The following is a 13,331-nucleotide window of genomic DNA, read 5'->3' as shown; positions in this document are numbered from 1 at the left end:
CAGCCGAAGGAGAAACATGAGAACAGCCTGGTGTTGCCTGCTGATCGCGAACGCAATCCTGGCGAGTGCCTCGGCCCGCAAATCCACCGAGAACAACCTCGCCAAGTATCTGGCCCACGTCCAAATGGCAGAAGGTGCGGCGACCGCGCCCACACCGGGCAGCCTCTGGATCGATAACGGGCGCATGGCCGCTCTCACTACCGACTACAAGGCTCGCATCGCCGGAGATCTCATTACCATCCTGGTAGTGCAGGACCTGACGTCTTCGAATACCGGAGCGGTCAGCACCGATCGCAGTTTCAAAGCCAGTTCTGGGATCGATTCTCTGCCCGGCCGTCTCAAGACCACGGGCGTCGCCAACTTGCTGGGCTTGCACTCTGCCGAGACACTGGCCGGCAAGGGCCAGGCCACTTCCACGTCGAAGCTTCGCACCAGTCTTTCCGGGCGCATTGTCGCCGTACTGCCGAGCGGCAACCTGGTGGTTGAGGCCGAACGTTCAATCATGATGAACAACGAACATCAGAGCATTATCCTGCGCGGCGTGGTTCGCCCGGGCGACGTCACATTCGACAATACGGTCATCTCTAACGCGCTCGGCAATCTGGAATTGGAAATCAAGGGCAAAGGTGTCGTCTCCGATGGCACGCGGCCACCGCATTCGATCTTGCGCATGATTCTGCGAATCTTGAACTTCTAGGAAAGACTCGGCGAACTTATGACAGTCGCACTTCGACTCCAAAATACATCGGTTCTGCTGGCAGTGATCCTTGTGATCCTGACCGCGAGGCCCGCCATCGCCGTCGAACCTGTGGAAATCAAGATTCGCGATCTCGCGACGGTTGAAGGCGTGCGCGACAATCCTCTGATCGGCTATGGCATGATCGTGGGACTGAACGGCACCGGGGACAAACAGCAGACCGTGTTCGCGATCCAGACGCTGGCCGGAATTCTGCAACGCATGGGCGTGCAGATTCCAGCGAGTGCTGTACGGGTAAAAAATGTCGCCTCCGTCTTTGTGACGGCCATGCTTCCTCCATTTGCGCGTCCCGGCGCGCCTGTAGACGTGACTGTTTCTTCCATTGGTGATGCCAAAAGTCTCGAAGGCGGAATGCTGCTGCTCACCGCTCTTTACGGCGCTGATGGCCAGGTATACGCCGCAGCACAGGGCCCTCTGGCCGTTGGCGGCTACTCGGTGGGCGGGTCCGGCAATGGCAAGCAAGTCAACCACCCTACCGTTGGACGCATCCCCTCCGGCGGCCGTGTGGAGCGCGCCGTGCCTTTCAACTTCGATCGTCTTCAACCACTGAACCTGCTGCTCCGGGAACCGGACTTTACAACTGCCGGCGAAATTTCGGACGCGATCAACCTCGCTTTCGGGCACAATGTGGCCATCGCCCGCGATGGCGGCCGAGTGGAAATCAATGCTGCCGGCACAGGCGTTCCGAACCTCTCGAACGTGGTGGCAAAGATCGAAAACCTGGCGGTCGTCGTTCACCGCCGGGCACGCGTCGTCGTCAATGAACGGACCGGCACGGTGGTCATGGGACAGGATGTTCGCCTGGGTGCGGTTTCCATTCTGCACGGCGGATTCTCGGTGCAGATCACAACGGAAATTCAGGTGTCTCAACCCGAGCCGTTCTCGCAAGGCAAGACTGCCGTGGTTGGACAACAAGACCTGCAAACGAAAGACGCTCCAGTGCGCCGGGTCGAGATCGCGGAAGGCGCCAAAGTCGAGCAACTCGTCAATGGATTACAGAACATGGGTGCGACCGCTCGCGATGTAATTTCGATCCTGCAGGCCATCAAGGCAGCAGGAGCGCTCGACGCGGATTTGGAGGTGATCTGATGAGTGTTTCGATTCCGTTTGCGATCCCCGCGCTGCCTTCTACCCATCCGGCAGGGAAAGTGAAAGCTGCAAAGGCAGCCCAGGATTTCGAAGCCGTTCTTCTCAGTTCCTTGCTCGAATCGTTGCAGAAGAGCTTCGCCGGGGCAGCGGGAGAGTCCTCAGCCGGCAGTGATAACTATGCTGCCATGGGCACGCAGGCCTTGGCATCCGCGATGTCCGCGCACGGGGGAATCGGGATCGCCCGGATGATCCTGCAGCAGTGGCAGCAAACGAAAGTACCCGGCTTGAACGAACCGCCGAGTGGGCCAAAACAGTGAAGCCATTGAGCAATTTGCCGATCCCTATAGCAGCCTTACGTGTATGCAGATTCCAAGCAGCATTAAGGTTTGCCAAGAATCTGCCGATGATAGCGCAGAAGGGAACCGGTGAGCACCATGAGAGTAGATCTAACAAATTATGGGACGAAGTCAGTGGACGGCGGCAAACCCGATCGCGCCCGTGTCACTCCGGATCAGAACGATCACGGAAGCGCCCTCGCCGCCCAAGACAAGACGCACTTTTCCTTCGATCATGCCCGCGTGCGGGCACTCGAAAGTCAGGTGCTGGCCCAACCAGAAGTCCGGCAGCAGCGCGTGGATTTACTTCGCCAGTCGGTGGGAAAAGGCGAGTATGCAGTCAGTGACAATCAACTGGCAACGGCGATCATCGCCGACTTGACCAACGGCAGCGCTGGCCAGCCAACGGGATAACGCGTGGATCCGCTCATCACAAACCGGCTTGATCCAACCATGCGCGTCAGAGAAAAACAGTCTGGCGAGTACGAGCCTCCTCCACGCCGTCGCCGGCCGTCTCCGCCTGTAAAGCCGGATGCCGACGAAGAGAATACGGAACCGAACCCGCATCAACTTGACGATTTGGCCTGATATGGACGCAGTCCTAACCCAGCCCGGCGACCTGATCTCGACCAGGCTCTTTCTGCTGCGCGATCTCGCGGCCAGCCTCGAAATGAGCCAGCTCGCACTCTCCGAGAATGATGCTGAAAAGATTGCCCGCGGCGCCGCCCATCAGGCCGAACTATGCCGCCAGTGGAGTTTGCTCGAAGACCAGTTGCGTCACGAATCCGAGCGAGGGTCATTGTCGCTGGTCGATGCGGCCTCTCGCTCTTCGATGCCACCCGCCCCTTCGACGGATCATAACCGCGAGTTCGAGGCCCTCACGGTTCGCATCCGGCATCTCACGCGCGTGCACTGCTCCCTGCTTCGTCATCTCCAACGGAGCCTTGCCATCGTGGCGCACATGGCCGACACGCACGCAACCACCTACGCACCCGAGCTGAACCTGCTGCACATGGCCACTCAACCGCAGGCAGGAGTGCAATCATGTCCGGACTAAATGGTTCCCTTTCGATTGCCTTAAGCGCGCTCCTGGTCAGCCAACAGCAACTCGAAACCTCCGCGAACAATGTCGCCAACGCCAACACCCCGGGATTCTCACGGAAGCGTCCCGACCTCACACCCGGCGACCCGGTGGTGCTTGGGAGACTCAGCATCGGCACGGGCGTGGTATTAAAACAAATTCAAAGCCTGCGCGATCCGATTCTGGAATTGCGCATCAGCCAGGAAACACAGACGCAAGGCCAACTGGACACGACTCTGGGCGCGCTCCAGCAAATTCAAGTCGGATTCAGCGGAACGGATTCCGGCATCGGCGACGCAATCAGCAAATTCTTTGACAGCCTGCAGCAGTTGTCCACCGACCCGACCAGTCTCTCCTTGCGGCAAGCGGTTCTCACCGCAGCGGGCAATCTGGCAACAACGTTCAACACGGAAGCGCACAACCTGCAGGCGCAGCGCAGCAATCTCGACTTGAACGTGGTGGACACCGTCGGTCAGATCAACACGCTCACCGCCCAAATTGCGGGCCTTAACAAGCAGGTCTCTGCCCTGGAAAACGTGCATGAGGACGCTGGCATCTTCATTGACCAGCGAACCGAAGCAATCCGCCAACTGTCGAGCCTGGTTGACGTTTCGGTCATTCAGACAGAAAGTGGGATCGCGCTTACTACTTCCAATGGCACGCCGCTGGTTGCCGGAGAGCGAAACTTCCCTCTCACCACTCAAATCGGAACTGGCGGCATCCACCAGGTCTTAGCCGGAACGGTTGACGTCACCGGACTGCTCACCTCCGGTAAGCTCGGTGGCCTGTTGCAGGTGCGTGACACGACTATCCCGACCGTACTGGGCAATCTCGATCAACTCGCGACCGGACTAGCCACTGCCTTGAACACCGCGAACCGCACCGGGTTTGACCTCAACGGCGTACAAGGAACTGACCTTTTCGTTCCTCCGGTTGGAGCGGGCGCGGCCGCCGCCCTCACCGTGTCCATCACGGATCCCGCACTGATCGCTGCTAGTTCCGACGGCACACCGGGCAGCAATGGGAACCTCGCGCTCTTGTCGGCCGTTCATGATCAAGCGATTGTGGCGGGACAAAAACCTCTCGATTTCTATTCCCGCCTGGTTTTCACAATTGGTACCGACACTGCCAATGCCGGTTCCGATCTCGAAGCATCGTCACTGATTGTGCGCCAGCTCGGCGACCAGCGCGCCTCGGTCTCGGGCGTGTCGCTCGATGAAGAGGCCGCCAGCATCATCCGCTATCAAGCCGCCTACCAGGCGGCTGCCCGCGTCGTCACCACCGTCAATACCATGCTTGATCTCGCGGTCAATCTCGGACGAGACTAACTGGCGAGCGTTCGCTGAGGAGTATATTAATGCGCGTCAATCCAAACCTCACACCCGACCTGCTCGCAGCCCTGAATTCTACGCGGCAGACCACGCAGGACGCGCTGCTGCAACTCGCTTCCGGCAGAAGAGTGAATCAGCCTTCGGACGATCCTTCTGCGTCCGCAATTCTCGTCCAGAATCACGACCAAACCGTCTTCACAAACCGTTATGTTCAGAGCCTGGGCTCCATTCAAGGCCAATTTCAGACCGCGGATTCCGCCCTCAGTTCCATAGTCCTGACTCTCACCAACGCCATCACGCTCGGGGTGGAAGCCGCAAATGGCCCGCTGAACGATGCCAACCGGGCTGCAATTGTCGTGGAACTGCAAGGCATCCAGGCACAACTGGTTTCACTCGGGAACACTTCGTTCGAGGGATCGCCGCTCTTTGCCGGAACGAAAACAAGTTCACCGCCGTTTGTCCTTGACAATACCGTTCCCTCCGGCGTCCGTTACGACGGCAACGACAGCGTTAACAACGTGCAAATCGGAGACGGATACCAGATTGCCGCCAACAAGCCGGGCTCACAACTCTTTACCGCTCCCGGCCATGACGTCTTCCTGGCTTTGAACGGGCTGATCCAAGCCGTCCAGTCGAACACTGGATACGACACAGCCATCACTTCGTTGCGCGATTCCTTCGACAACATTTCGAGCCAGCGCGTTTTCTATGGAAACACTCTGAACCAGGCGCAGGCGCAAATCACCAACCTGGGCAACACAAAAGTGCAACTCAGCCAGCAGGAAAACACCTTGGCCTCCGCTGACATCGAGTCGGCCGCCAGCCGCCTCGTCAATTCGCAGGCCGCAACCAACGCCACGTTAGCCGCCATCGGGAAGATTTCACAGGTGAGTTTGTTTGATTTTCTGAAGTAAGTCCGGGGACTGGTCGCCAGCAGACACTGGTATCTCCGGAAACATCGCGACCCACGCCCTGAACACGCGATCTGGCAGTTCCTGCGCGGATTTCTTGCCGGAAAATCCCAAATCGTGCCCGGCACCTTCTACCGCCAACAATTCCTTGCGTCCGGGCGCCAACTGCAACGCCTTTTCCATTTCTTCAATGCTTCCGAACGGATCCCGCGTGCCGTGTACAAAGATACTCGATGTTCGCAAGTCAGGCAGATGCTGCGTTCGCATCTGTTCCGGCTTGCGCGGTGGGTGTAATGGATACGAGAGCAGCAGGAGTCCGGCAACGAGATCCGGTTCGGCAGCACAGAGCATCGTCGATTGGCGGCCCCCATAAGAATGGCCGCCGAGGAACAATCTCCCTGAATACAACTCGCGCATCGCGCCCACGGCATTGCGCAGACCGGCGCGGTCGCGTTCTGCATTGCCGGGAAACGGCGGGCCTGTGCGACGATCTTGTCGAAATGGGAGGTCGCAGCGCAAGACGGCATATCCGCGTGCCGCAAACGATTCCGCCAACGCAATCAGCAGCGGAGCATTGCAATTTGATCCCGCGCCGTGGGCGAGCACCAACGCGTTACCGTTCGGATTCGCTGGTGAGTGCAGAAATCCACGAACGGAAGGAGTGAGCGCGGCATCCTGAAATGCCGCTATGCCAGCTGGTTTCGAAGCCATGCGTCTTACCAGTAGCGCGTGAGATTGTTACCGCGCCTCGTTCAGGTTACGACTTCTTTTTCGATCGACGCTGTTTCTTTTTTACCGGACGCTCACTCGCCACCGTATGCAGGCGCATGAAGTTCGTCGCGCCCGAGGTCAGCCTCGTACCTGCCACCAGGCCCAGCACATCGCCTTCGCGGATAATGCCTTTCGGCAACAATTCCTTTTCCGCGGTTCGCACCATCTCCTCGGCGGAGCTCCATTCCGTTTTGTGGATAGAAGTTACGCCCCACAACGCGTTCATCCGGTTGCAGACATCAATATTCCGGCTGAACCCGTAGATGCACGCCTTCGGCCGATGTTTGGACAGCATGCGCGCGGTATTTCCACTTTCAGTAAATACCGCGATCGCTCCCATGGGCAGCTCTTCCGCCGCATGCGCGATCGACTCGCAAATTGTTTCCGCAACCGAGTACGTTTGATTTTCGCGGCGGCGGCGTGGTGCTTGCGGCATCTGGGCCATGCTGGCTTCCGCTTCCAGAATGATGCGAGACATCATGGCGACGGTTTCGCGGGGATATTCGCCGCTCGCCGTTTCGCCGGACAGCATCACGATATCCGTGCCGTCGAAAATCGCGTTGGCCACGTCGCTGGCTTCCGCTCGCGTCGGACGCGGACTGTGCGTCATTGACTCCAGCATCTGCGTCGCCGTGATCACCGGCTTGCGCCACACGCTGGCACGCTGGATCACCCGCTTCTGAATCACCGGAACCTGCTCCGGCGGCAATTCCACACCAAGATCTCCGCGGGCAACCATAACCGCATTCGCGGTCTCAAGAATTTCTTCCAGGCGCTCAATCGCCTGCGGCTTTTCCAGCTTGGCAATGACGGGCACCGACCTGCCGTACTTGCGCATCAACGCTTTGGTCGCGCGAATGTCGTCTGCCGAGCGCACGAACGAGAGCGCGACGACATCCACGCCTTGCTGCAGTCCGAACTCAAGATCGATTTTGTCTTTCTCTGTCAGTGCAGGAATGGAGAGCGCGATGCCGGGCAGGTTGATCCCTTGCTGTTCGGCAAGTACTCCTCCGTTCACGATTTCGCACTCCACATCATTGCCGTGGACAGCAATCACCTTCAACTCGATGCGGCCGTCGGACAGCAGGACGCGGGCGCCCGGCTCGACTTCTCGCGCCAGTCCCGGAAAATCGGTGGAAAGGAGTTCAGCTGTACCCGCCACTTCGCGCGGAGTGATAGTCAGGCGCGCACCCGTTTCGAGCATGACGCGCTCGCCACCTTTCAGGCGGCCGGTGCGAATCTTCGGGCCCTGCAAATCCTGCAGGATGCAGATCGTTCGCTTCATCCGGCGCGCTGCTTTGCGCAGTCGCTTGATGCGGCGAGCATGTTCGGCATGAGTTCCATGAGAGAAATTCAAGCGGGCGACGTCCATGCCGAGTTGCATCAGTTCGCGAATGCAGGCTTCAGAATCGGAGGCTGGGCCAATCGTGCAGATAATCTTGGCGCGTCGAGACCGCGCGGGACCGCCTTCCGATGGCAGAGTGACTGTGGGTAGAACTCCTGCGACGAGATCGGGCTTTCGTGGCGACAAGTGTTCTGATTCCTTTGCAGTAGATTCGGGACACTATCCCGCGGATAAACGTCAGCGCAACAGAAGGTTCGTGATTATCCCCGTGTCTTAGTAGCTATGATCTCACACTCATTGATCGGAATCGTCCGCAGGTGGGGATAGGCATTTCGTAACTCCGCGCGGGAAGAGCATGGCATTGAATTCGGACCCGATCAGCACAACCAGCGAAATCAAGTACATCCAGACCAGCAGCGCGATACTGACGCCGAGCGATCCGTAAATGATGCTGTAGTCCGCATAACTCTGCAGATACCAGCCAAACAGCGCTGTCGCCCCCAACCACATCACCGTTGCCAGCACGGCGCCCGGGATCACGCTATGCCAAGGTTGCGTGCGCGGAACCGCATTGTGATAGATCAGGGCAATGACGGCAATACTCGTGAGGATAGCGATAATCCACCGCATCGCGATCCAAAGCAGCAAGACAAGCGGGCCAAGTTCGTGATCGATGTGGAACAAGATGCGCGTTTCGATGCGGCTGCCGAAAGCGACCAACACGGTTGCGAAGATCAGCGGCAGTCCCGTCATCAGCACAAGAGAGATGGCGATCAACCGTTCTTTGAGCAGTCCCCAGGTCTTGGGGAGCTGGTAGGCACGACGGAACCCTTCCATCCAGGAAATGATGACGCCCGAAGCGGTCCAAATCGTCAGCAGAGAAGTAGTAATCAGAAGACCCACTGGCCGGTGAGCCGCGCCCTTGAGGTATGCGAGCGCTGTGGTTGTTCCTGCAGGGAGTATCCGGCCGAGTGCGTAGGAAATTTCCCGCATGTAAACTTCGCCGCGCCGCACCGTGGCGAGCACGGAACCGAGGACGAGCAGTGCGGGAAAAAACGTCAGAATCGAAGAATAGGCAGAAGCCTTGGCGGTGGCGAAGGCGTCGTGTTCAAACGCCCGCCAGACAGAAATGCGGAACAAGCGCCAGAATCGCGCCAGTGCAGGAGCGACGATCAACTGCCCGGGAAAAGGGTCGGGCTTGGCTTTGCGTTCCTCGGGCTCCAGCAGTGGATTAACCGCAAAAGACATTGTTGTTCACGAAAAGCGTTTGACAAAAGCAAGGGGCGACTCTCGTCGCCCCCTGGGATAGACAAAGTTCGAATTACTCTGCGGCGAGTTCTTCCGTTTCGCCTTCATGGCGCATGAGTTCGAGCGCACGCTCGGCCTCCTCGTAAGCTTGCGAGACTTCTTCCTGCACCTTTTGCGCAGCCTCTTCCATTTCTGGAGAGAGCCGCACGTTGCGATAGTACTCCATGCCGGTGCCGGCGGGAATCAAGCGTCCTACGATCACATTTTCCTTCAGGCCGCGCAAGTGGTCCACCGCTCCCTGGATGGAAGCTTCGGTGAGCACGCGCGTGGTCTCCTGGAACGATGCGGCCGAAATGAACGAATCGGTCGAGAGCGACGCCTTGGTGATGCCGAGCAGCAACGGACGTCCCGTCGCCGGCTTGCCACCATCGCGGATGACGCGTTCGTTTTCCTCGCGGAAGCGGAACTTGTCGACCTGCTGTTCGAGCAGGAACGTCGTATCGCCCACGTCCTCAACCTTTACCCAGCGCATCATCTGGCGCACGATCACTTCGATGTGCTTATCCGAAATGTTCACGCCTTGGAGCCGGTAGACTTCCTGGATTTCGTTCACTAGGTAAGACTGCAGTTCCTTTTCGCCGAGTACAGCGAGGATGTCATGCGGGTTGAGCGGGCCGTCCATGAGCGGTTCGCCCGCCTTGACGCGCTCGCCTTCCTGCACGTTGATGTGAACGCCGCGCGGTACGGAGTATTCCTTTTCCGTTCCGTTGTCGGCAGCCACGTAGAGTTTGCGTTGACCTTTCGAAACCTCGCCGAAGCGAACCACGCCGTCGATTTCGCTGATGACGGCTGTTTCACGCGGCTTGCGGGCTTCGAACAATTCGACGACACGCGGCAGACCGCCGGTGATGTCCTTGGTCTTGGTGGTTTCGCGCGGGATCTTCGCCAGCACGTCGCCCGGGAACACCGTGTCTCCGTCCTGCACCATCAAGTGAGCGCGTGACGGCATGAGGTAGCGCTTGCTGGCCTTACCCTTGATAACCAGCGCTGGTTGCCGCTTCTCGTCCGGTGCGTCGGCCACTACGTGCCGTGATAGGCCGGTGACTTCGTCCACTTCTTCGTGGAGCGTGACACCTTCCTGCAAGTCCTTGAACTGCGCCGTGCCGCCGATTTCCGTGAGGATCGCGAAGGTGTACGGATCCCACTCGACCAGAACCTGGCCTTGTGTGACCTGATCGCCTTCGGCAACTTTCAGCTTCGCGCCGTACACGACCGCATAGCGCTCGCGTTCGCGGTTCTTCTCGTCCACGATCGCGATCGAGCCCTGGCGGTTCATGACCACGAAGTCACCGGTCTTCGACTTCACGGTCTGCAGTCCGATGAACCGGACCGAACCGACGCTCTTGGCATCAAGCTTCGACTGTTCCGAAACTCGCGACGCCGTACCACCGATGTGGAAGGTACGCATCGTGAGCTGCGTTCCAGGTTCGCCAATCGACTGCGCAGCGATCACGCCCGTTGCTTCGCCGAGTTCGACCAGTCTGCCAGAGGCCAGGTTGCGTCCATAACACATCACGCAAACGCCGCGTTTCGATTCGCAAGTCAGCACCGAGCGGATCTTTACCCGTTCGATACCGGCCGCCTGAATCGCGCCCGCCAGGTCTTCCGTGATTTCCTGGTTGATGTCGACGATCACGTTGGTGTCGTAGTCCTTGATCTTCTCGAGCGAAACGCGGCCAATGATGCGGTCGCGCAGCGGCTCGATAATCTCGCCCGCTTCCACGATACCGGAGACGAAAATGCCGTCCACGGTGCCGCAGTCGTATTCGCTGATGATGACGTCCTGCGCCACGTCGACCAGACGCCGCGTCAGGTAGCCCGAGTCAGCGGTCTTCAACGCCGTATCCGCCAGACCCTTACGAGCGCCGTGCGTCGAGATGAAGTATTCCAACACGGTCAAGCCTTCGCGGAAGTTGGCCGTAATCGGAGTCTCGATGATTTCGCCGGTCGGCTTCGCCATCAAGCCGCGCATACCGGAGAGCTGACGGATCTGCTGTTTCGATCCGCGAGCGCCGGAGTCGGCCATGACGTAAATCGGATTGAGTGCACCGACCTTGTCAGCCTGCTGCATCTGCCCGAACATTTCATCGGCAACTTTTTCAGTAATCGCCGACCAGATTTCGATGACTTTGTTGTAGCGTTCACCGTTCGTGATCGCGCCGTCCAGATATTGTTGCTGAACGTTGATGACCTGTTTATCAGCATCGCGGACCAGCGTCTTCTTGTTGTCCGGAATGACCATGTCGTCGATGCCGATCGAGAGCCCAGCGCGCGTGGCGTACTTGAAGCCAAGCGACTTGATCTGGTCGAGCATCTTGACGGTGGTTTCAAGTCCAAACCGCAAGTAGCCGTAATTCACCAGCTGGCCAATGCCCTTCTTCTTGAGCAAGCCGTTGATGAACGGCATGCCGTCGGGCAGATTGTCGTTCAGGATCGCGCGTCCAACGGTCGTATTCAGGAACTCGCGCTCCACATGAATCGGTTCCGCGTGCGTGACATCCTGATCGTCGTAGGCAGCAGCGAGGTCCATGACTTCGCCGGTGTAGCGCAGCCGAATCGGACTCAGTGTTTCCACTTCGCCCATTTCGAGCGCAATCACGACTTCATCGATGTTGGCGAACGAGCGGCCTTCACCCTTCGCGCCGGGCTTGGCTTTGGTCAGATAGTAGAGACCAAGAACCATGTCCTGCGTTGGCACGGTGATCGGCTGTCCCGAGGCGGGCGACAGAATGTTGTGCGAGGACAACATCAGCACGCTGGCTTCAACCTGTGCTTCCGGCGACAGCGGAATGTGTACCGCCATCTGATCGCCGTCGAAGTCGGCGTTAAACGCCGTACAAACAAGCGGGTGGATCTTGATGGCCTTGCCTTCCACCAGCACCGGCTCAAACGCCTGAATACCCAGACGATGGAGCGTAGGTGCGCGGTTCAGCATGACCGGATGGTCCTTGATGACTTCTTCAAGGATGTCCCAAACGATTGGTTCCTGCTGCTCAACCATTTCTTTCGCTTGCTTGATGGTCGTGCAGTGTCCAGTTTGTTCGAGGCGGTGATAGATGAACGGCTTGAACAACTCAAGCGCCATCTTCTTCGGTAGCCCGCACTGGTGCAGTTTGAGTTCAGGACCAACCACGATGACGGAACGGCCCGAGTAGTCCACGCGCTTGCCGAGCAGGTTCTGACGGAAGCGTCCTTGCTTACCTTTCAGCGTGTCGGAGAGCGACTTCAGGGGGCGATTGTTTGCGCCACGCAGAACACGTCCGCGTCGTCCGTTGTCAAACAGCGCGTCGACAGCTTCCTGCAGCATGCGCTTTTCGTTGCGCACGATGACTTCCGGAGCGTGCAGGTCCATCAACTTCTTCAACCGGTTATTACGGTTGATCACGCGGCGATACAGGTCGTTCAAATCCGACGTCGCGAAACGTCCACCGTCGAGGGGAACGAGAGGGCGCAGTTCCGGCGGAATGACCGGAATCACATCCAGAATCATCCACTGCGGCTTGTTACCGCTCTTGCGGAAAGCCTCGACTACCTTCAGACGCTTGGCATACTTCAAGCGCTTCTGCAGTGAAGTCTCGTGCTTCATCTTCTCGCGCAATTCGGTCGAGAGCCCCTCGACTTCCACGCGCTTGAGAAGTTCCTTGATCGCTTCCGCGCCCATCATGGCCTTGAAGCCGGTGGGACGGAATTGCTGATCGAGTTCGCGGTACTTGGTTTCGTCCTTGATGACTTCGTGATCTTTTACCGGAGCATCGCCGGTTTCGATCGTGACATACGCTTCAAAGTAGAGAATCGCCTCGAGATCGCGGAGAGAGATATCGAGAAGATGCCCGATACGGCTGGGCAATCCTTTGAAGAACCACACGTGCGAACACGGAGAAGCGAGTTCGATGTGACCGAGACGCTCGCGGCGAACCTTGGAGAGCGTGACTTCCACACCGCACTTGTCGCAGATCACTCCACGGTGCTTCATGCGCTTGTACTTGCCGCAGAGACACTCCCAGTCCGTAACCGGGCCAAAGATGCGGGCGCAGAACAGTCCATCGCGCTCCGGCTTGAAAGTGCGATAGTTGATGGTTTCGGGTTTGGTTACTTCCCCATGCGACCAGCTCCGGATTTTTTCCGGCGACGCCAGGCTGATGCGAATGGCGTCAAAGTCAGCTACGGGATTTGCCATGTCAAACGGGCTCGAACGAAACATGTGCCTCCGCTTTCCTGCGATCTAACGCGACCGCCAGCGGCTCTCAACTTCAGTTCTCAGTTCCCGGTTCTCAGTTCCCAGTCAAACCGGTCGAGTCTCTTCGCCAGATTGCGGCACTGAGAGCGTGTGCCGCGCTGGCTAATGGTTCAAAATTTGTGAGCGAATCTTCGTCTCAGCCCGGCTCTCAGCTTTTAGGCTTTTC

At 58.4% G+C, this 13,331-nt stretch carries 11 protein-coding genes; 7 read left to right on the top strand and 4 right to left on the bottom strand.

Annotation, left to right across the window (positions count from 1 at the left end):
• Window positions 1-16 precede the first annotated feature (16 nt).
• The 7 genes from HY010_22140 (at window position 17) to HY010_22110 (ending at window position 5,507) form a co-directional block, all read left to right on the top strand.
• A complete protein-coding gene (locus HY010_22140; protein MBI3478437.1) occupies window positions 17-697 on the top strand; it encodes a flagellar basal body L-ring protein FlgH in 681 nt (226 codons plus the stop codon).
• Between the two features lie 18 nt (window positions 698-715).
• The gene (locus HY010_22135) at window positions 716-1,846 is read left to right on the top strand and encodes a flagellar basal body P-ring protein FlgI (protein MBI3478436.1); all 1,131 of its coding nucleotides are present in this window, start codon (window positions 716-718) and stop codon (window positions 1,844-1,846) included.
• The gene (locus HY010_22130; GenBank protein MBI3478435.1) at window positions 1,846-2,163 is read left to right on the top strand and encodes a rod-binding protein; all 318 of its coding nucleotides are present in this window, start codon (window positions 1,846-1,848) and stop codon (window positions 2,161-2,163) included. Before HY010_22135 ends, HY010_22130 begins: the two co-directional genes overlap by 1 nt.
• Window positions 2,164-2,271: 108 nt before the next feature.
• Entirely contained in the window at window positions 2,272-2,595 is a 324-nt protein-coding gene (locus HY010_22125; protein ID MBI3478434.1) for a flagellar biosynthesis anti-sigma factor FlgM, read from the top strand.
• A 175-nt stretch (window positions 2,596-2,770) separates the two neighbouring features.
• The gene (locus HY010_22120) at window positions 2,771-3,238 is read left to right on the top strand and encodes a hypothetical protein (protein MBI3478433.1); all 468 of its coding nucleotides are present in this window, start codon (window positions 2,771-2,773) and stop codon (window positions 3,236-3,238) included.
• Complete coding sequence (gene flgK / locus HY010_22115; protein MBI3478432.1) at window positions 3,226-4,590, top strand: flagellar hook-associated protein FlgK; 1,365 nt, start codon at window positions 3,226-3,228, stop codon at window positions 4,588-4,590. The genes HY010_22120 and flgK overlap by 13 nt, the downstream gene beginning before the upstream one ends.
• Window positions 4,591-4,619: 29 nt before the next feature.
• A complete protein-coding gene (locus HY010_22110) occupies window positions 4,620-5,507 on the top strand; it encodes a flagellar hook-associated protein 3 (protein MBI3478431.1) in 888 nt (295 codons plus the stop codon).
• Here the strand turns inward: HY010_22110 and HY010_22105 are convergent.
• The 4 genes from HY010_22105 to rpoC all read right to left on the bottom strand — a co-directional run bounded on the left by HY010_22105 (window position 5,475) and on the right by rpoC (window position 13,129).
• Complete coding sequence (locus tag HY010_22105) at window positions 5,475-6,215, bottom strand: alpha/beta hydrolase (protein ID MBI3478430.1); 741 nt, start codon at window positions 6,213-6,215, stop codon at window positions 5,475-5,477. The genes HY010_22110 and HY010_22105 overlap by 33 nt on opposite strands.
• Window positions 6,216-6,261: 46 nt before the next feature.
• Window positions 6,262-7,755 carry a pyruvate kinase gene (pyk, locus tag HY010_22100; GenBank protein MBI3478429.1) on the bottom strand — a complete coding sequence of 498 codons (1,494 nt, stop codon included), beginning with the start codon at window positions 7,753-7,755 and terminating at the stop codon, window positions 6,262-6,264.
• A gap of 159 nt (window positions 7,756-7,914) precedes the next feature.
• Window positions 7,915-8,868, bottom strand: a complete 954-nt coding sequence (locus tag HY010_22095; GenBank protein ID MBI3478428.1) for a YihY/virulence factor BrkB family protein — start codon at window positions 8,866-8,868, stop codon at window positions 7,915-7,917.
• A gap of 73 nt (window positions 8,869-8,941) precedes the next feature.
• A complete protein-coding gene (gene rpoC / locus HY010_22090) occupies window positions 8,942-13,129 on the bottom strand; it encodes a DNA-directed RNA polymerase subunit beta' (GenBank protein ID MBI3478427.1) in 4,188 nt (1,395 codons plus the stop codon).
• Window positions 13,130-13,331 lie beyond the last annotated feature (202 nt).

It is taken from the genome of Acidobacteriota bacterium, assembly GCA_016196065.1.
GTDB lineage: Bacteria > Acidobacteriota > Terriglobia > Terriglobales > Acidobacteriaceae > Acidiflorens.
Note: the sequence above shows the minus strand (reverse complement) of the source record. Positions and strands in the feature narration are given on the sequence as shown.